The organism is Spirochaeta isovalerica, from assembly GCF_014207565.1.
In the GTDB taxonomy this organism is placed as follows: domain Bacteria; phylum Spirochaetota; class Spirochaetia; order DSM-2461; family DSM-2461; genus Spirochaeta_F; species Spirochaeta_F isovalerica.
The window spans coordinates 1041004-1061204 of the sequence record NZ_JACHGJ010000001.1 but is presented as its reverse complement, the minus strand read 5'-3'; the positions used below and the strand labels follow the sequence as shown (position 1 = coordinate 1061204).

18 protein-coding genes are annotated in these 20201 nt (G+C 41.2%); 8 read left to right on the top strand and 10 right to left on the bottom strand.

Features of this window, described 5'->3' with window-relative positions; all coding sequences use genetic code 11:
- The first annotated feature begins 50 nt into the window (after positions 1-50).
- Positions 51-1064, top strand: a complete 1014-nt coding sequence (gene galE, locus HNR50_RS04640; RefSeq protein ID WP_184744317.1) for a UDP-glucose 4-epimerase GalE — start codon at positions 51-53, stop codon at positions 1062-1064.
- 197 nt (positions 1065-1261) lie between these two features.
- On the opposite strand, the gene vapC is transcribed toward galE, so the two are convergent.
- Both vapC and vapB read right to left on the bottom strand, forming a co-directional pair.
- Positions 1262-1663: a type II toxin-antitoxin system tRNA(fMet)-specific endonuclease VapC gene (gene vapC / locus HNR50_RS04635; protein ID WP_184744315.1), complete on the bottom strand. Its 402-nt coding sequence runs from the start codon at positions 1661-1663 to the stop codon at positions 1262-1264.
- The gene (vapB, locus tag HNR50_RS04630) at positions 1664-1894 is read right to left on the bottom strand and encodes a type II toxin-antitoxin system antitoxin VapB (protein WP_184744313.1); all 231 of its coding nucleotides are present in this window, start codon (positions 1892-1894) and stop codon (positions 1664-1666) included.
- Between the two features lie 170 nt (positions 1895-2064).
- On the opposite strand from vapB, the gene HNR50_RS04625 reads away from it, so the two are divergent.
- Entirely contained in the window at positions 2065-3273 is a 1209-nt protein-coding gene (locus HNR50_RS04625) for an SPL family radical SAM protein (protein ID WP_184744311.1), read from the top strand.
- 31 nt (positions 3274-3304) lie between these two features.
- Here the strand turns inward: HNR50_RS04625 and HNR50_RS04620 are convergent, their stop codons facing one another.
- Together HNR50_RS04620 and HNR50_RS04615 are read right to left on the bottom strand one after the other, a co-directional pair.
- A complete protein-coding gene (locus tag HNR50_RS04620) occupies positions 3305-6088 on the bottom strand; it encodes an alpha-amylase family glycosyl hydrolase (protein ID WP_184744309.1) in 2784 nt (927 codons plus the stop codon).
- Between the two features lie 89 nt (positions 6089-6177).
- Complete coding sequence (locus HNR50_RS04615) at positions 6178-7605, bottom strand: LuxR C-terminal-related transcriptional regulator (RefSeq protein ID WP_184744306.1); 1428 nt, start codon at positions 7603-7605, stop codon at positions 6178-6180.
- A 128-nt stretch (positions 7606-7733) separates the two neighbouring features.
- On the opposite strand from HNR50_RS04615, the gene trpB reads away from it, so the two are divergent.
- Positions 7734-8930: a tryptophan synthase subunit beta gene (gene trpB, locus HNR50_RS04610; protein ID WP_184744304.1), complete on the top strand. Its 1197-nt coding sequence runs from the start codon at positions 7734-7736 to the stop codon at positions 8928-8930.
- A 239-nt stretch (positions 8931-9169) separates the two neighbouring features.
- Here trpB and HNR50_RS04605 read toward each other — a convergent pair whose 3' ends face one another.
- Positions 9170-9853 (bottom strand): hypothetical protein, encoded by a 684-nt coding sequence (locus tag HNR50_RS04605; RefSeq protein WP_184744302.1) that lies wholly within the window; start codon positions 9851-9853, stop codon positions 9170-9172.
- 136 nt (positions 9854-9989) lie between these two features.
- On the opposite strand from HNR50_RS04605, the gene HNR50_RS04600 reads away from it, so the two are divergent.
- Complete coding sequence (locus HNR50_RS04600) at positions 9990-10406, top strand: hypothetical protein (protein ID WP_184744300.1); 417 nt, start codon at positions 9990-9992, stop codon at positions 10404-10406.
- Positions 10407-10423: 17 nt separating this feature from the next.
- Positions 10424-11038, top strand: a complete 615-nt coding sequence (locus tag HNR50_RS04595; RefSeq protein WP_184744298.1) for a hypothetical protein — start codon at positions 10424-10426, stop codon at positions 11036-11038.
- A 242-nt stretch (positions 11039-11280) separates the two neighbouring features.
- Here HNR50_RS04595 and HNR50_RS04590 read toward each other — a convergent pair whose 3' ends face one another.
- Positions 11281-13155: a fibronectin type III domain-containing protein gene (locus tag HNR50_RS04590; RefSeq protein ID WP_184744296.1), complete on the bottom strand. Its 1875-nt coding sequence runs from the start codon at positions 13153-13155 to the stop codon at positions 11281-11283.
- Entirely contained in the window at positions 13059-14015 is a 957-nt protein-coding gene (locus HNR50_RS04585; RefSeq protein WP_184744293.1) for a hypothetical protein, read from the bottom strand. Before HNR50_RS04585 ends, HNR50_RS04590 begins: the two co-directional genes overlap by 97 nt.
- A gap of 89 nt (positions 14016-14104) precedes the next feature.
- Here HNR50_RS04585 and asnB point away from each other — a divergent pair, with 89 nt between their 5' ends.
- The gene (gene asnB / locus HNR50_RS04580; protein WP_343060093.1) at positions 14105-16096 is read left to right on the top strand and encodes an asparagine synthase (glutamine-hydrolyzing); all 1992 of its coding nucleotides are present in this window, start codon (positions 14105-14107) and stop codon (positions 16094-16096) included.
- A 1-nt stretch (position 16097) separates the two neighbouring features.
- On the opposite strand, the gene HNR50_RS04575 is transcribed toward asnB, so the two are convergent.
- Positions 16098-16370: an acyl carrier protein gene (locus HNR50_RS04575; protein WP_184744289.1), complete on the bottom strand. Its 273-nt coding sequence runs from the start codon at positions 16368-16370 to the stop codon at positions 16098-16100.
- An 11-nt stretch (positions 16371-16381) separates the two neighbouring features.
- Positions 16382-17173 (bottom strand): hypothetical protein, encoded by a 792-nt coding sequence (locus HNR50_RS04570; protein ID WP_184744287.1) that lies wholly within the window; start codon positions 17171-17173, stop codon positions 16382-16384.
- 184 nt (positions 17174-17357) lie between these two features.
- Between HNR50_RS04570 and nadE the strand changes: the two genes are divergently transcribed.
- Positions 17358-18383 (top strand): NAD(+) synthase, encoded by a 1026-nt coding sequence (nadE, locus tag HNR50_RS04565; protein WP_184744285.1) that lies wholly within the window; start codon positions 17358-17360, stop codon positions 18381-18383.
- Positions 18361-18879, top strand: a complete 519-nt coding sequence (locus tag HNR50_RS04560) for a serine acetyltransferase (protein WP_184744283.1) — start codon at positions 18361-18363, stop codon at positions 18877-18879. Before nadE ends, HNR50_RS04560 begins: the two co-directional genes overlap by 23 nt.
- A 5-nt stretch (positions 18880-18884) precedes the next feature.
- On the opposite strand, the gene HNR50_RS04555 is transcribed toward HNR50_RS04560, so the two are convergent.
- A complete protein-coding gene (locus HNR50_RS04555) occupies positions 18885-20180 on the bottom strand; it encodes a hypothetical protein (protein ID WP_184744282.1) in 1296 nt (431 codons plus the stop codon).
- Positions 20181-20201: the final 21 nt, after the last annotated feature.

The window sequence follows — 20201 nt, the reverse complement described above, 5'->3', positions numbered from 1 at the left end:
TGTTCTGGCTTTAAAATGAAACAAAAGAAAAAAAACATAGAGGAGTCGGAATGAATATTTTAGTAACCGGCGGCGCCGGATACATCGGCAGCCACACCTGTCTGCTGCTTCTTGAAGCGGGACATAATGTCGTTGTCGTGGATAATCTCTCCAACAGTTCGGAAGAATCTCTCAGAAGAGTGCAGAAGCTCACCGGTAAGGAGCTTAAGTTTTACAATGTCGATCTTTTAAATATTGATGATCTTGAACGCGCGTTCATTGAAAACAAAATCGATTCGGTTATCCATTTCGCCGGTTTGAAAGCAGTCGGAGAATCGGTATCCATTCCCCTCCATTATTATCACAATAACCTGACGGGAACATTCAATCTCTGCTCTCTGATGAACAAGCATAAGGTGAAGAATATCGTATTCAGTTCCAGCGCCACAGTTTACGGCGATCCTGAAACCGTTCCCATAACAGAAAGCGCGGCACTCCATGCCACCAATCCCTACGGGCAGACCAAACTGATGCTCGAGCAGATCCTGCAGGACCTGGCGGTCGCCGACAAATCCCTGAATGTGGCCATTCTCCGCTACTTCAACCCCATCGGAGCCCATGAAAGCGGGCAGATAGGGGAGGACCCCAACGGTATCCCCAACAACCTGGTTCCCTTTGTCGCCCAGGTAGCCGTCGGGAAGCGAGAGAAGGTCTATGTGTTCGGAAATGATTACGATACGCCCGACGGAACGGGGGTCCGCGATTACATCCACGTGATGGATCTGGCCGCAGGGCATCTGAAAGCTCTGGAAAAACTGAACAGCAAACCCGGTGTGGTTATCTACAACCTTGGAACCGGTAAAGGCTACAGCGTTCTGGATGTTATCGAGGCATTCCGCAAAGCGTCCGGGAAAGATATCCCCTATGAAGTAACGGAACGCCGACCCGGAGATATCGCCACCTGCTACGCCGAACCTTCCTATGCCGAGAAAGAGCTGGGGTGGAAAGCGGAAAAGAATATGGATGATATGTGCGCTGATTCGTGGAGGTGGCAGAAGAACAATCCTCAGGGTTACCTCGGGTAATCTCTTCTCTATTTCGGCGTTAGGCTTAACTTCTGCGGTGCATTTGAACAAAGTTCGCTGCTGCGAGTCTCGCAGCTCATCTCGAAGTTAAGCCTGCCTTGAACTGAAGAAGATCTTATCCCGAGGAAATCTCTTCTCTTTTAATCTGTTAACTTTTAAAAAGCCTCCGCTTCTTGCCAATGTAATTTTTTTCAACTTTATTCATCAATCCAATTTTCAATTTTCAGATTCGGGACGCGTTCGAATTCTTTCACATTATTTGTAATCAGACATAGGTTTCTTGTAAGACATTGAGCGGCAATCTGAAGATCATATGGACCGATTGGTGTCCCTGATCTCTCCAGAATCGCTCTTATATAGCCAAAATTCTCAGCATCCAGCTCACTGAAAGATACAATGTCAAAGGGTGATATAAATCCATATAGTAAATCCTTGTTTTTTTCAGGGTATTTACTTTTAGATATACCATACTCCAGTTCTGCTAATGTGACGGATGACAAGGCCAAAGAGGATATTGGTTTCTCTTCTACTTTTGCCTGTAAATGGGGATATTTGTTTTTCATCAGGTAAATGCAGATGTTTGTATCCAGTAGATACATTTAGAAGCTTTCCCGCTCCTGCATTTCCGGCTCTTCTCTGCCGTCCTCAAATAAATCATCTGAAAACTGATCGATACTGTTCCGGAACGAATCCCAAATATCTTTTTTGGATGTGAGAATGATGGAGTTCCCGACTTTGTGGATAAACATCTCCTTATCGTCGATTGCATATTCTTTTGGAATTCGTACAGCTTGACTGTTTCCGCTTTTAAAAACTTTAACTACTTGCATTTTAATACCCTCTTTTGTAAGTATATACCGCCGTGTATACAAATACAAAGATTATTGAAGATAATTGGATAAAAATATTCTGTTGTTTTTTACTTAATGCAGATGATATAAAAATGGATAGATCCTTCTATTTTACAAAAGGGAAATCGTAAGCTGATTAAAATTGAATGATGATGAACTACAATCTCCATAGAAAACAGGTAAAAAAAGCACTCCGCAAAGAACTGTTTCCCGACAACTTTACGGTGAGTCGTTATAAATTCTCCCCCTATATGGCCTGTTCTCACGGCTGCGCCTACTGCGACGGCAGAGCGGAAAAATACTATGTGGAAGGCGATTTTGAGAGAGATATCGTTGTCCGGGATAATATCGATCAGCTGCTTCTCAAAGAACTGTCCAATATCCGCGAGAGGGGACCGGTCACCATCAGTTCCGGGGTGACAGACGCCTATCAGCCGGTGGAAGAGGAGCTGGGGATAACGGCGAAATGTCTCGATGTTCTCTCCTGGTTTGATCTGCCGGTCAATCTACTTACAAAATCGGCCCTGATAGAGCGGGATATACCCGTACTGGAGAAGATTGCCGGTCGATCGGGAGTTTCCGTATTTATATCCCTGGTACATCTTGATGACAGAATCCGGGAGATTTTCGAACCCGAAGCGGCGACGGTGGAGCAGAGATTGTCTCTTATAGAAAAACTGAAAAAAGCCGGATGCACGGTTGGAGTCCTGGCTATGCCTTTTCTTCCCTATCTGGGAGATTCGGAAGAGCATCTGAAAACTCTCTTCGATGAAGTTATTAACAGAGGGGCGGATTTCATTATGCCCGGATGGCTCACCCTGAGACCGGGGAGACAAAAAGATTTTTATCTGACCAGATTGAAGGAACATTATCCCGGACTTGTTGACCCCTATAAAGAACTGTTCAGCAATAACTTGCAGTCGGGCAATCCTCTGAAGAACTACCGCGATGAAATTGCGAAAAGGATGGATAGGATAACAGGAGAAATGGCTGTCCCGACAATGGTACCTCATCAGGTCTACCGGAATACCCTTCACAACAGCGATGAACTATTTCTTCTTCTGATACAGATGAGTGATGTCTACAGCAGAAAAGGGATTGATGTGTCATCTCTCCGGAAAAGCATCGACAGATACACCGGTTTTCTGTCCGATGAGAAGAAAAATCTCGGGAAGGATATCGCTTTCAACACTGAGACAATGAATCAATTAGTTCCCGACCTGTGCCGGTCAGGGAAAATTAAAAGTATTCTGGGAAATGATAAACTGTCAGCCTTTGTCACTGAAATATTTCTGGAAGAAAAAATATTCGATTCTACAGTTCTCAAACTGAAAAAGGCTCCCGCCGGACAACGGTAAATCCGGGGGAGCCTGTAAAAGGATATTCCGATTACAATTCCAGAACCTCAAGATCATCCATAATCAGAGGATCTGTCGTACTGTCTCCTCCTCCGAAGACCCATTCCGCGCCATCGGGAGTGAGTTTTCTGGGATTCCCTGAATCTTCATCCCACGTAGAAATGTAGATCTTCCATCCATCGAGAGATCTGGGATTGCCGATAGACGACGATGGAATAAAAACGGAGATAACATTCTTCTCATGATTCACTTCGCCGTAGGGAGAAGGGCTTAAGGCTTTTCCGGAGCTGTCGCTGATTCCCGATGCCCAGCCGGCCAGAGCGGCATGAAAATCCCAGGATCCCATCGATGCGGGAACTGAAGCATTCAACCCGGGCAGTTCTTCAATACCGCCGGTTTCATCTCCCTTCTTCAGGAAGATATTGAGAAGGACATGATCGAAATCGTTGATGGTGGGGCTCCACACATCAGTCGTCTTCGCCATTTCAAGGTCGATTCGGATATCCGTACCCGATGTGTAAACTTCGGCTCCCAGAATATCCTGCTGATGGACAAAGGACTCATTGGTCGGCATTCTGTAATTTTCATCTCCCGACGGATCTGATACCGATGTTCTCAGAATAAACGGTTTTTTCACAATGATGCTTACCGGCGCTGAATAGATATTCTCATCGATATCATCGCCTTTGATAAACGAGACAATTTCATGTTCGCCATTCATCAGAGAGGTCAACTCTATCTCTCCGGACCAAGTTTCACCAGCTGAAAAAAGTTTACTGCTGTAATAATTGCCGTCGACAAAGAGCCCCACTGTGGCAGGCTTGTCTATTGTACCTTCCACTTTGACTTCGGGATCGGACATTTCCGTTTCGAAACGGCTGGTGATGGCAATGCTGTTATTCTGAGTGTTCATTTCCCTTGTTTCGCCCTCTTTGAGGTAAACGGCAAAGGACTGGCCGGGCATAAGAACTGTTAATTGTCCCGATTCGCCGGCTGTGATGTTTTTCTGAACATCACCTTGAAAGGGATCGAGGAGCCGGAAAGTCGTTCCCGGTTCAAACTGCGTATCCATGTCGATTGATACTTTTCCCTCTGCCGATGTGTTGAAAATGACAAAAGCTTCCCTGCCGGACCCGCCTTCTCCTTCGATAAGTTTGTAGGCGAACAGGCCGTTGGAGCCGGAATTGTCCTTGACAATTGTCATTTTCCCGTTCCGGAAGACCGAGTTCTGCTTTCTCAGTTCCGTCAGTTCCTGAAAATATTTATACCAGGTATTGTTCTCATCAAAGAGATCCCGGTTATTCGCTTTTCCGGCTGTTTCAAATCCGCCGGCAAACATGGCTCCTCTCCGTTCTGTCATCCCCTGTTCAGAACCGTAGTAAAGCTGGGGAATCCCGGGAATGGTCATAATAAAGGCATAGGCTTCTTTGACCAGTTCCGGAGTGGTTGAGTTGATGAGCCTTTCCATATCGTGATTGTCCACAAAGGTGACCAGTTTTTTCGGGTCCTGATAGCCCGTCTCATATCGCTTCGAGAGAACTTCCGTCAGCTCGCTGGTGGGATTTCCGTTTCCGAATACATTTCTTATGGCGAAGTTGAGCGTAAAATAGATCAGCGAATCAAGCCGCTTCTCTCCGTTTTTGCCCTGAGTGTAGGAGGCATTGAACTTTCCGTCTCCGTCCCAGGATTCTCCGAAGAGTATAAAATCCTCTTTACCCATTTTCCGGGCATAGGTTCGAATACCATCTTCGGCGAAATCCTCAAAAAACTCCGGTTCCACATACTTGACCGTATCGACCCGGTATCCGTCAACATCGACCTTATCGAGCCAGTATCGGTAGTATCCTGTCAGGAGGTTTCTTACATCGGGATTTGTTGTATTGATGTCATCGAGGTTACTCAGCTGGTATGTGAAAAGCTGTGACCGGTCGTTAAAGTCCGAAATGGCCGGTGTCCAGTGGTAGAAGGAATTATTCTTCAGCTCGTCTTCTGTAAAAACAGAAGGATCGTTGAGGCTCCAGGGGAGCTGGTCAGGGGAAGCAGCCGGTTCGGATTTTTCCTTGAGACTCCACTGACCTGTCTTGCGGTCAATATTGAAATAATCCCCTGTGTGATTGACGACAATATCCTGAATCACATAAATACCTTTGTCATGGGCTGCCTTTACAAAAGATCTGTAAGCTTCCAGATCGCCATAATGGGGATCGACAGCCATAAAATCGGACGCCCAGTATCCGTGGGAACCTCCGAAATTCCCCTCCGACCACTGATTCTTTACAGGAGGGGTTATCCAGACAGCCGTGGCCCCGAGGTTTTTAATATAGTCCAGCTTCTCTTCCAGTCCCTTGAAATCACCACCGCTGTACCAGGTCTCTTCCGATACATTGGCTTCTCCGTAACCCTGGTCATCATTCCCGGGATCGCCATTGTTCATTCTGTCCAGGAGAGCGAAATAGATGATCTGATCGGTCCAGACCGGAGAGGGGAGATGGGCTTCGAGATCGGGGTCCCGATCAAAATCATACATGGACATGGCATATTTCATCGTGCCGTCTTTTTTAAGAGCCATAACTCTCAACAGGGACGGACTGTCGAGATGAACAGGTCCTTCGTATTCTGTTGATTCCGGTGTCGGTGTGGAACCGTCCAGTGTGTAGAAAACCCTGTCTCCTCTTTCTGAGGAAACAGACACGTCGATGGCTTCCCTGTATACGCCGCCGGCCAGACTGAATTCGGGAAACTCAGAGGCTTCCCGGTTCATAGTCGCACATCCGAACATAATCAGAAAAAGCGGCAGGACTAAAATTCTTTTCATGATAATACTCCTTTCCGGACCATTATCAGAGGGGAATTCTGAGCCGGCAATGAGTATAAGTACCTGAAATAGGGAACAGGTATATATACTCAGCGGGAGTTTTTAATGATGTGGATCAATTCCACGCGGTTTTTCACCGACGCTTTATGGAGAATGTTGTAGATATGATTGTCCACAGTCCGTTTTGATATATTGAGATCTCCGGCAATCTCCTTATTTGTCATTCCCTCGAGAATGTAGGGGATGATATCGCATTCCCTGGCGGTAATCCCGTATCTTTCCGCAAAGACTGCAAGAAGGTCGTCGAGGTTTTCATCATCTTTTTTCAGAGCATTGAACAAAAAGATGAGGGCTGTAAAGAAGAGAAGTGCGGCCATATTGAAAATCAGATAGGAATCGACAATGACTCTGTTCCGGTCGGAAAAATATATGCCCAGATAGCCTGTCATGCTGTTCTCTTCGATATAGGGGAAGAGATAGGTCCGGGCGGATAACTGAATAAAAGATTTTCCGCTTTCCAGGTTCTTTCCCGTTCCGGGAAGATGATTTTTGTAATAGAGCCTCAGAGACGCCGGCAGCAGATAGGTTTTTTCGTTTACATCCTGTTTCTGCAGTTTTTCTATCTGATTTCTAAAGTAAGGGTAAACCAGTTCTCCTGAAGATTTGAGCGAAAGGGGATTGTCCAGGTGATAGTTGTTAAATGTCCTGTAATCGAAATCCTTCAAATGGAATTCCCTGTCAAAGAAGAGAAGAGAAGCGTATTTGTAACGGTCTTCAAAGTTCCTGATGCCGATTTTATCCATTTTATGCCAGAGGAAGCGATTGAAAACAGAGTAGGGACTGTCCGTGCTGTGATTAAGATCGTTCTCGAGGATCGAAATAACGGACCGGGAAATAAAATTGTAGTACTGCCGGTCACTTATAAGATGAAAAAGGAAGAAACCGACATTGGAAGCCATCAGAAGACATGTCAGAAGAATCAGGGCTCTCCTTCTTCCGGTTCCGTGAAAGATCAGAGGAAAAAGCAGAATAAACAATAGTACAAGCAGAGCGTAGATCAGATAGCGGAGAATCTCTCTGAAAAGGGAGAAACGGCCGATTCTGATAATGGAATTGTAACCGTTCATGCCGTTGTTGACCTGTTCCGGTGAAAACCTGTCCTGCGTCCAGACAGGATTATCCAATCCCTTAATATACACCGCGTATTTGTACTGATGTTCGCCCGGGGGAAGGATAATGGTCGTCGACCATTTCTGATTATGGGGATCGTCTGTTTCGGGAACCATAGCGTAATTTTCGTCATTCTCATCCCAATCGGAGAAGAATCCTGTGAGAATGACCTTCTCCACATCGGGGTAGAGAGGCACATCGTACTGGCGGGCAATCTCTTCCGGCAGGGGAAGCTGGAAAGTAAACTCTCCGCGGGAAAGAACTTCAGTGTCTATAAGACCGGACAGGAGATAAACGCCAATGGCTGAAAGGATGATAGAAGACAGAACGGCAATTTTTTTTAACATAATTTAATGGGATCTATTTTCCTTTGAGCCTTTAAAAATGTCAACAATTTCCAATATTTCTATAGACAGAAACAAAAACACATATTAGAATCGCTATAAGTCAATGTTACTACAAGGAGAAACGCTTTATGGGTGATTATTTTAAAAGCAATCCCGATACACAGGGGATGTTCGGTGAGTACGGCGGGAGCTTCATTCCCCCCGATCTTCAGGAGGAGATGAATCGAATAACCGATGCCTATTATTCCATCAGCAAATCCCATCAGTTTATCTCTGAATTGAGAAGCATACGAAAGCATTTTCAGGGACGACCGACTCCTGTTTACTTTGCCAAAACACTCTCCGATGAGTGCGGAGGCCGCATCTATCTGAAAAGGGAAGACCTGAATCACACAGGAGCTCATAAACTGAATCATTGTATGGGTGAAGCGCTCCTGGCAAAATATATGGGAAAGAAGAAACTTATCGCCGAAACAGGTGCAGGACAGCATGGAGTCGCTCTGGCGACAGCTGCGGCTTACTTCGGTCTGGAATGTGAAATTCATATGGGCGAAGTGGATATTGCCAAGGAGCATCCCAATGTCGTGAGAATGGAAATACTCGGGGCGAAAGTCGTTCCCGTAAGCCACGGACTGAAAACTCTGAAGGAAGCGGTTGATTCGGCCTTTGAAGCTTACCTGAAAGACCCTATCACTTCGATTTACTGTATCGGATCGGTTGTAGGACCCCATCCCTTTCCCATGATGGTTCGGGATTTCCAGAGAGTCGTGGGGATTGAAGCGAGAGAGCAGTTTTATGAAATGACCGGAGAGCTACCCGACAACCTGGTCGCCTGCGTCGGCGGCGGCAGTAATGCCATGGGGCTCTTTTCCGGATTTATCGATGATAAGGATGTGAACATTTACGGTGTGGAACCGCTCGGAAAATCATTCAAACCGGGAGAGCATGCCGCAACCATGACTTACGGCACTCCGGGAATGATCCACGGATTCAAGTGCTACACTCTTCAGGACGAAAAAGGCGAACCGGCGCCGGTTTATTCCATTGCCAGCGGCCTCGATTACCCGGGAGTCGGTCCGGAGCATTCCATGCTTAAGGATCTGGGTAGAGTGAATTACGTGACAGCAGATGATGAAGAGTGTCTCGATGCTTTCTTCCAGCTGAGTAAAAAAGAGGGGATTATTCCCGCCCTGGAAAGCGCCCATGCCGTGGCATTCGCCATGAAACTGGCGAAAGAAAAGCCGAGACAGTCGATCCTGGTGAACCTCAGCGGAAGAGGGGATAAGGATATCGATTTTGTTGTGGAGAATTACGGGATCCGGTAACTCAGCTACTTTTTTATCAATGGTCCCGCCGCGAGGCGGGATTGTTTTTATTCGAAAAAATCCAGAAGATGTATCTCTGAGAAGAGATCAATTCCCAGCCATGTTTTTATTATATAAAATGCCAGGAAAGCTGTCAGCGCTATAATCAGAAATACAGGAATAAGTCCGAAAGTAATGTAAACTCCGTTTAGAATTTTATAGATTAGTCTTTTATCATCAGATCCGGGTTTAACCTTCATTTAGTACCGCGGTGATATAAGGTATAGAGTCGGTGTTACATTCAGTTTATCATTTGTTATATCATAAATTATTGATGTTTCGACAGTAACAATAGGAAAGTTTTCAGGACGCAGTGAAATGGCGACCAAACCGCCGGCTGCCAGACTTTCATATCTTTCTGTTGATACAGTAGGAACTTCGTTAGGATCTGTCTTAGTATAGAGATAATTTTTGTAATGGGCTTTTCCCCCGATAAGAAAACTGAAAAGTCGTTCTTTGAAAAACTCATGAGATATGGTAGTTCCGATCTGAAACCCCATTCCTTCTTCGGTAATGGAATTATTGTCATAAACGACTGATGTAATATTAGAATAGCCGAACAAGCCTTCAAGCTGGAGATTTACAGGGTTGTAGTCACCCTGCTTCAGGACAATGAGATTGTAGAGAAACTCAAAATTCCAGTCTGTACTTTCGTAGGTGAGAATTTCCCCTGATATCCTGTTCAGTTGAAATCCTATGTCCATCATACCACCGATAGAGTAGGCTGCTGAAACTTCAGCGGACTTAAATCCATCTCCGTTGATTGTTGTCGATAAACCGAATGCTGAACCACCTATACCGTCTTCGAGATAAAGGCTCTGGGCTGCTGCAGGCAGGAGGAACGCTGATATTAGAACCGTGACAGAAAATAGTTTTTTCAACATAAAATATCCTGGAAAAGTAAGTTACTAAAAGAGTATTTTGTTTGTGTCGTCAGGTCAAGAATAAAATAATTTGAAAAGATATGATCTGATACTACAAATGTGATTGATAATGTGTCATATTAATATGGTGATCGATATGTTTTCCAGGAAGATTTTATTTTATGTATTTATTTTAGTAATATTCTCTATCATATTGTTTTCATCATGTAATGTATTATTTGGAAATAACACTGGTCCATTTGAAATTTCAGTTTATGATGAATCTTTTTTACTATCCTGGGATCATAACTATAATAAACTTATAAATGATGGATTGTCAGATTATTACAGAGTTTATTATCGGGAACATGGTAGGTTAACATGGACATTCTTGTCTGAGAGTTCGATCTCTGATACTCCGCAATTATTGATTTCAAATAGTATTTTAGATTTTGGTATTTATGATTTCGCTGTTAGTTATGTAGATGAAAAGGGGTTTGAAACAGAAATGCACAGTTCTCTTGATTCAACTGCTAAACCTGCCGTAGGCTGGTATGTTAATTGGACTCCATAATTAGTGAGGCATGATTTATGAAAAAAGTTGTTTTTGTTCTATTTATTGTTGTTTTTACTCATTACCTGATCGGTCAGGATACTCAGAAAAATGAAGAAAAAAAAATAAATCATATTGGATTTATTTTTTCTACAGAGACATTATTAATTGATCTTGATGACTATAATGGAGGAATTGGCATTAAATTAGTTCTTCCTTCTATAAATTTTAGAATCATGGGAGATTTTGGCTATTCAAAAAGTAGTGAAGTAATATCCGGTGATTTAGGGATTGCCATTGAAAAAAAAGTGAGAAATGGCCGAATTACACCTTATTGGGGTGGAGGGCTTCAGGCAGGAATAATACATGAAAAAGCAGAAACAAATGAGGATAATTGGGAGAAATTACTTACTGTTCCTCTGGAAGCTAATGCTTTTCTCGGGGTAGAAGTATTTCTTTTAGAGTTTATTTCTTTTTTTGCCGAATATGAAGTTTCTGCAGGTATAAGTTACGTAAAAAACTCACTTAGTACGTATGGAGTTATTGAAGAAGTCTCCAGCTGGAATTGGGATATCCAAACTGGAATCGGTAATAGTGGAAGATTGGGTATTGTCATTTATCTTGATGATGTGATTGTCATTGACAGGAAGTGATTACTGGGCTTTGATCGCACCTGGCAAATAATTTATAAGATCTGCTTGTTAAATGATCTCTCTCGAGACTTCTCCTAATGATTGACCTCCATGAAGATCCTTTTCTGCATATTCTATGCTAAATAACTTAATGAAGATATAATTGATGCTTCTGGCGGATGTAGAAATGTCTCTTATTAGTCAACGCCCAATCAATAAGGAGGTTCAGATAGGAATTCTAAGTGAATTTATAGAATGCTTTTTTAATTATTTTTCCATCTGTTATAGAAATAATTCAATAGAGGTAGTAGCTCAGCTGAAGATTTTTGATTTCCAATATTATTAGGGTGATCATCATAATTATTGTGATATGGTGATTTTCCATCATAATCATCAGAATAAATATAAACAATTTCATCATTTTCGACTGTATGATGAGAATCGTTTTCAGAAAGGACGCAGTAGAAATCAAAAACAGCTACATTTTTCTCTGAGTAGGATGAGAGCCAACCTGTATCCATATTAACAAGCCATTGATTTAGTTCTTTCGTAAGGATATAACTTGTAACATCTGTCTCTCCAGGAGGTGTTATTAAAATAAAAAGCTTTTCTGTGTGAGAGGCAAAATAAGGTAGTAGGCTATTATATATTGCCTTTTCATCATCAATGCTACTTCCAACTTCTGAATTTGGGTAACAGGATTTAAACATTATGATGGAATTTTCACCTCCTGGATCACTAATTGAAGTATAGGATGAATATTGAGAATTTGAAGTATAAACTGAATTCATAATATTATTAGTTTGAGTCTCTCCATTGCCTTGTAAGGTTTCTGAAGCAAACCAAGTTGGCCAATTAATTGTATCTGTTCTATCTCCGATATTATCATTATATGGTGCATCCCATCCATAATAAATGTCACGTACGTAATAGTTGCTACTTCCCAGACTATTTCCTAAATCACCATTAGAATTGCTTAGCCAGTTATCTCCACAGGAATGATGGATAAAAATTAATTTCTCCGTTGAAACAGGAGGAGTTATATCAACAAGTGTTTGTGGAAGAGTTGTCAATTGAACTGAGTTGGAATAATCAGATTCAGAATCGGAATTAAAGGCTTTTATTCTGAAATAGTATTGATGATTAGCAGTTAAACTGTTGATCGTGATAGTTTCAATATTTGAGCTGACAGTCTCTACCTCACTAAAAAAAGTACCATCATAGGATTGTTCAATAGAGAAACCCTCTTCATTGTCAGACATATCATCCCAGATGAGTACAGCACTGGATGTTGTTATTGAGCTTATTGCAAGGTTCTCCGGTGTAGATATCTCATTGGAAGTTTCGGATAATGTTGTAACACTTACAATTGCTGAATAATCAGATTCAGAATCGGAATTAAAGGCTTTTATTCTGAAATAGTATTGATGATTAGCAGTTAAACTGTTGATCGTGATAGTTTCAATATTTGAGCTGACAGTCTCTACCTCACTAAAAAAAGTACCATCATAGGATTGTTCAATAGAGAAACCCTCTTCATTGTCAGACATATCATCCCAGATGAGTACAGCACTGGATGTTGTTATTGAGCTTATTGCAAGGTTCTCCGGTGTCGATATCTCATTGGAAGTTTCGGATAATGTTGTAACACTTACAATTGCTGAATAATCAGATTCAGAATCGGAATTAAAGGCTTTTATTCTGAAATAGTATTGATGATTAGCAGTTAAACTGTTGATCGTGATAGTTTCAATATTTGAGCTGACAGTCCCTACCTCACTAAAAAAAGTACCATCATAGGATTGTTCAATAGAGAAGCCTTCTTCATTATCAGACATATCAATCCATGTTAAGACTACGCTAGTCGCTGTATATAAATCTATGGCCAGTTGATTCGGAGCCTCAAGCTCTACCTCCGGTTCCGGAGTAAAGGGTTCGTCATCATCCTGAAAGAGAGTAAGTACATCACAGGAGAAAAATATAATTGAAAATGTGAGGAAAATGAGAATTTTGAAACTTTTAATCATCGGTTCATCCTTATTTATTTTCCATCCCAACCGGCTAATCTGGCCCAGAGCCACCATGCAGCGTAAGCTTTCATATTGGCGTTCAGTGCCTGACTGTGTGCTGAACTGCATTTGTACCAGTCTACATCTTCTGTATGGCTATTCTGCCATTCTGTGGCCCAGTTTTTGTCTCTCGATCCATCATTGTTGGAATCGTAATCGCAATTGTCATTGGGAATTTTATTCCCGAAATAAGTACCGTGGGGATCATAGCATTCTATATCGGCAAAGTCGAAAAGAACTTTCTTGTTCTTTCGACAGTAATCTCTGATCTGCTCATTTCGTAAGTGCAGATTTCCCGTCAATCCCGATCCGTCCAGGTGTCCCGTCATGTAAACGAAAGTGACATCAGGATAGGTTTGTTCAAGCTGATTCATGGGATCGAGATATTGATCGATCATGGTCTGCTCTGTCTTCGAGGAAACCTGACCGCACCAGGACCATATAATGACGTTATACTGTGAATTGGAAGGATTCTCGAGAAATTCAACAGTTTCATTATACCAGGAGGGATAGTATCCTGCATCGTGATCCAAAGGTCCGTCTCCATACCCGTCACCCTCAAGAAGATGCAGGGTTCCTGTATTTGAGGATTCTTCCCAAGCAAAAAAGTCATTTACATACTGGTTGCCCAAAGCCCCGTTGTTGGCGAAGGATACCAGACCTGTCATACCGGAAGTTATCTGGCTTCCGTGTGATGTGTGCCCGTATGCTATGTGAAGATTCGCTTTGGTTTTTTCAAGAGCAGATAAAGGGATCTGTTGTAAGGTCTCTTTGTTTGCATAACTATGATCTGCGATAATGGGAAGATTTGTTAATGTATCAGAATCATCTCCCGGATTCTTTAATTCATTTAAAAGAGAATTTCCCGAACAGGAATTATTAAAAAACAAAAAGGAAATGAGAGAGAGAACAATGAGACCGTTTTTCATGTTTCTTCCCTTTATTCGTAATTGTTAAACATTATAAGTCGCTTTTAAAAAAAAACAAGTTTTACTCAGCTGTTTTTTATCTTAAACTAATGAAAACAAACAGGAGGATGATAATGTGCGGTATTTGCGGAATAATTGAGAACAACGGAAAGATTCCTTCTAAGGTTCTACTGAGGGAAATGATTGATTCTCTCTACCATAGAGGACCCGATTCATGTGGGTATTACAGGGATAAACAAGCTGGTCTGGGTCATACCAGGCTTTCCATTATTGACTTGTCGACTGGAGCTCAGCCTCTTTCGAATGAAGATGAAACTCTATGGATTACCTTTAATGGAGAAATTTTCAATTATCTAGAATTGAGAGACATATTAATTGCTAAAGGGCATAAGTTCAAAACAAAAAGTGACACGGAAACCATTGTTCATGCCTGGGAAGAGTGGGGACAGGATTGTTTTGAGAAATTTAATGGGCAGTGGGCATTTGCACTGTGGGATACAAGGAAAAAGGAACTGATTTTATCTCGAGACCGTCATGGGATTCGTCCATTGTATTATGCGGATAGAAAGAGTAGATTTTTATTCGGTTCCGAAATAAAAGCCCTATTTTGTGATAATTCTTTGGAACGAGCATTTGATCCCGATGGTATGACAGAGATTTTTACGTACTGGAGTCCGGTGGCTCCTAAAACTGCATACAGAGGAATCTGTGAATTACTTCCAGGGACTTTTGCTATATATAAAGATAGTAAAATGACAATCAAGCCTTATTGGGAAATCAGTTTCCAATCTGAACCAGTAAAAAGTGAAAGAGAATATCTAGAGATCCTGGAAGAGAAGCTGCGTGAAGCCTGCCGACTACGTTTTACACGAAGTGATGTTCCTGTTGGAGCTTATCTTTCAGGTGGAATTGATAGTTCGATAACGGCTTCACTGGTCAGTCAGTATACTACTTCATTGAACACCTTTTCCTTGAGATTTGAAGATTCCGAATTTGATGAGGGAATCTATCAGAACGAGATGGCTGAAAAGCTAGGTACAGAGCATCACAGTATTATGATTTCCAATCGGGATATTGGTTCTGTTTTCCCGGAAGTTGTCTATTATGCGGAAAGACCGATTCTGAGAACCGCTCCGGCGCCTCTCTTTCTTTTGTCCCGCCTCGTGCGGGAATCGGGATTCAAGGTTGTCGTAACAGGTGAGGGGGCTGATGAGACCCTGGCTGGCTACGATATCTTCCGGGAAGCAAAAGTGCGGCGTATTATAGCGAAGAATCCCAACTCTTCTGAGAATCTGGAACTGATCGGGCAACTCTACCCCTGGATGGAACGGTCGCCAACCAATACTCCGGCTTTTGCAAAGTCTTTTTTTAGTAAAAATCTGGATATTACAGATCCTTTCCTATCTCACAGAACTCGGTGGGAAACTGCATCAAATATTTTAAAGATGTTCAATCCTGATTTTCTGGGGACTGTATCATCTGCGAGCGTCATTCATGCTCTGCAGTCCACCCTTCCGGAGCAGTTCTCCAAGTGGAATTCTCTTCAGCGGGATCAGTGGATTGAATACAGAACACTGCTCTCGGGTTATATTCTATCAGCCCAGGGAGATCGAATGCTCATGGGAAATTCGGTAGAAGGGCGTTTCCCTTTTCTTGATCACATATTCAACGATTTTGCCGACAATCTACCGGCTGATCTGAAACTAAATGGTTTATTAGAAAAATATCTGCTGAAAAAGACTTTCAAAAATATCATTCCTGAGTCAATAATCCATCGACCTAAGCAGCCCTACCGGGCTCCCGACGCACAGAGTTTCTTTTTCGAATCAGGAAGGCATGAATGGATGGAAGAGATTCTGTCGATGGAAATGCTGAAAGAAGCTGGGATATTCCAGCCTGAGATGGTCAGTCGTTTTGTAAAAAAATGCACACAGAAGCCTGAAAAGAAAATGGGTAATACTGATAATATGAGGATTGTGGGGATAATTTCAACCATGTTAAATTTCAAACAGATTATTAGAAAAGAAAAGGGACCAGAAAAGAAGTTTTCCAGTCCCGAGCATATCGTTGACAGAGTCTGATTCAGTTATTTTTTTTCTGAATGAACGCGGAGATATTTTCCAGGGAATCGAGATTCTCTGGGATCAGTTCATCATCTTCCACAGTGATGGAGTACTGTTCTTCAACATGTTCGATCAGCTCTAGAATCCCAGTGGAATCGATGATTCCGTTTTCCATGAAGGAATCCGATTCACCTACCATTTCCGAAGCATTTCCAAAGAGAAAATTCCCGATTATGAACTTCCTTATTTCCTGAATTATTTCCTTTTTGTCTTTGATGCCGAGTTCAGCCATATTGTCTCCTTTTATTTTGTATCCATTTCTGATAAATATTTTAGCAGTTCGTAAGCAACAATCCGTCTGCCAGTTTCATTGAGATGGCCACCATCGTCGGTATATCCTGGATAGAGGCTGTAATATTTCCGTCCTTTCAGCATATGTTCTAATCGTGTTCCATCAGGACGAGTCGATTCAATGGCTGCCAGATCGAAGATATTCGCATAGTTTTCTCGTAGTAAAGCATTAAAATCCTGCCTTACCAGGTTTTCAGTTGAACCATAAATCGGCCGCTTAAGAATCCTTTTTACAAAGGCTTTAATTCCGTTTTGCTGTTCAACGAGCGGTATTGTCATATGAACAAACAGTATTCCGGGATAATCGTCATGTAGTTGATCAAAGACTTTCATATAATTAGAAAGTAAAGATTGAATATCTGTATTTTCATTAAAATCAATATAGCAAAATTTAATAATCGAAATATCAATTTCGCCATTAATTGATTTTATTGTTTCTGAAAAATCTTCAAGTTTCGATAAAGGATTGGTATTCTCTCCAATATAAGAATGAATGAAACCAGTATTCTTATCTCCGATTTCAGTAATTTCGGAAATTTGTATATTGATACCACTTTCTGCAATGCCATCGAGGATGTTCTTCCCGACTGACTGATGGCCGAAGTAGATGTATTTATCAGCCAGTTTATCGATGTTCAATTTTTCTATACTGTAATCTGTCATTGCTGTTTCCTGATTTTTGCATGATAGTAAAACTGGTAAAAAAAATAGTCCGATGAATAAAAAAATCGTGGCTTTTTTCATAAATAACACTATATGATTGAAACATTACTTTTTCAATTATTTATTTATTCAATGATTAAAAAAAGTTTATTTATTGTTTTAAAAGAGTCAGTATAAACAATCACCAGTTCTTTCCCCAAAACAAATTAGGAAAGATTATGAAAAACAATTTGAAAGAAAAAAAAGTGAAAAGGGAGAATTGAGAATGACAGATAAATTTTCAATAGAAACACTCAAACTTGATCTTGAGAAAGAATGCAAGGCGATAACAGATTTTATTGTTGAAACCGTACCAATGAAATTGAAGAGGCAAGGTGTAGTTGTGGCATTGTCAGGAGGGATCGATAGCAGCACTGTCGCTGGTCTTTCTGTGAAAGCATTGGGTAAAGAGCGGGTTTTCGGTCTCCTGATGCCGGAAAAGCATTCTTCAGAAGAAACTTTGGAACTGAGCCGAAGTGTTGCTGAGAATTTCGGAATTGATTATGAGTATGTTAATATCAGCCCGATTCTCGATTCTCTTGGATGTTATGAGAAGCAGGATGAAGCTTATAGAAAAGTCATTCCTGAATATACAAAGGATTGGAAGGCTAAAATAGTTCTACCTAGTGTCATCAATTCTGATTCTCTAAGGATTTTTTCCGTGGTTGCCCAGAGTCCCGATGGTAAGATTGTTAAAAAGAGGTTGACTCCTAAGGCTTATCTGGAGATTGTTGCGGCGACAAATTTCAAGCAGAGAGTCCGGAAAATGCTGGAGTATTACCATGCGGACAGGCTGAATTTTGCCACAACTGGTACTCCCAACCTACAGGAGTATGATCAGGGTTTTTTTGTGAAACTGGGAGACGGGGCAGCGGATATAAAGCCTATAGCTCATCTGTATAAAACTCAGGTTTATCAAATGGCAGCCTATGTCGGTGTTCCAGAAAATATTCTTAAGAGACTTCCGACGACCGATACCTATTCCATGCCACAAGGGCAGGATGAGTTTTACTTCTCTTTACCATATGACAAAATGGATTTGTGTTTGTATGGATTGAATAATAGCTTGGGAGATGAGGAAGTGGCGGGAGCTGCAGGGATAACGGTGGAGCAGTTGAAAAGGGTATATGGAGATATCGAGCAGAAGAGAAGGACTACCAGATATCTGCATATGGCTCCGCAAATTCTTAAGAATCTGATTCCGGACTTTATCTTAGAGAAGTTAAAAAATGGCAATTTCAATAGAAGATAATTATACTTCCGCAATAGAACCGGACTGGGAACGTGAAAGACCTCGGCGATTCTGGGATCCAGGGCGGAAACTTCTTCTTTCTCTTCGAACCTACCAGAAATGGAAGAAGAGAAAAGGAAAAATCGCAAAACTGATATGTAAATATTGTGTTTTCCGCCATATATTCTGGTCAACAGTAAGTGGAGCAGATATTCCTTTGAATTGTAATATCGGAGGTGGACTTCTTATTCCTCATCCAAATGGCATTGTCATACATCCCGATGCAATCATAGGTGTCAATTGTTTGATTAATCATCAGGTTACAATAGGAACCACACGAGCAGGTGGAGTTCCGGAAATTAAAGGACATGTTGACATAGGTGCTGGTGCCAAAATTATTGGGTCAGTCGTAATTGAAGATCATGTTCAAATAGGTGCAAATGCTGTAGTTACTAAAGATGTTGCAAAAAATGAAATTGTGGTTGGAATCCCTGCAAAAGTTGTTTCCTCTATTTGAAATTATTAATTAATATCTATTTTATTGATTGATATTTCTTCAGTATAAGTTTCAGAAAATCTTTCTGTCTTGCAATTAGTATAGCAACTTGTTAGTGCTCCTGTACATAAAATATAAATCGGCGTGACCATACCATTTAATAGTGTATCATATAGAAAAATAGTTATAACAATACTGAGAACTACTGCGTCCACTTTATATGGTGAACTTTTAAGATTAATAAAATGATTAGGTTTGACCATACCGAATAAGATAGAATAAGATCCAAAACCCAATGCAAGATAAATCGTTATCAGACCAAAAAATCCCTTTGTGCTGAATATAATAATCCAGAAGGCGTCAACCATCTGGACCAATACTTCTCCTGTTCCAGGATCAACCGGCCATGCGCGATCCATCCAACCCCAACCGAAGAGAGGATGAAGAGCTGCCTTATCTCCAAATAAATCTTCCTGCATTATTCTCACCATCAATGATGAAACTCTTTCATCACTAAACAAATTACCAGCCATGCTTTCAATTACTGATGCAGTTATCAGGTTTGAAATTCGAAAGTAAAGATAAATTGGAATAAGCAATATTAACCATTTTAAGTGTTTAAAAGATGATTGTCTTCTATAAACAAAGTAAGATGAAATCCCTATTAACATAAATGATATAGCTCCTGCTGATTTGCATAAGATAGTAGAAATTGCTAAAAGGAAAAAAGTTGGGCCTGCCGGGATTTTCCAAAAATATTTAACACTTCGAGATTGCCATAACCAGAAACATAAAGTTGTTGTAATTGACATCCAAAGGGCAACCATAAGTCCATGTGACATAAAAAGAATAGGCCGAAAACCACCTTGCCTGAAGTGTTGAAGAAAAGAGTGCTGAAAAAAACCATAAACTAAAGTATGAAGTTGAGGACTCATTCTCACTTCAAAAATAACTAACGGGACACAAATCAATCCTCCATAAACCATTCCTATTGTAAGAGCTCGAAGATCTTCTGGCTTGTTAAAATAGCGTCTTCCTGCCCAAAAGAGTACACCATAAGTTAAATAATTATTGATTATTGAAACTATACCATCATATAATCCAAGTCCATTAGATAGAGATGAGGCAAGGGGAACTGCTATACAAAACAATAACATAGGAAGATCCACAATTGATAACTTTAAAGGAGAATTTAATTTTTTATTTGATATAAGCTCACCAAGCAATAAACCATAAGCAATTACTACTCCCTTTGTTATATCGGGTAAAAGAGGTAAAGGAAAAACAATCTTTGACATGGGTAAAAAGAGAAATGCTCCCATTATTGTTATAAAAACTGCTTG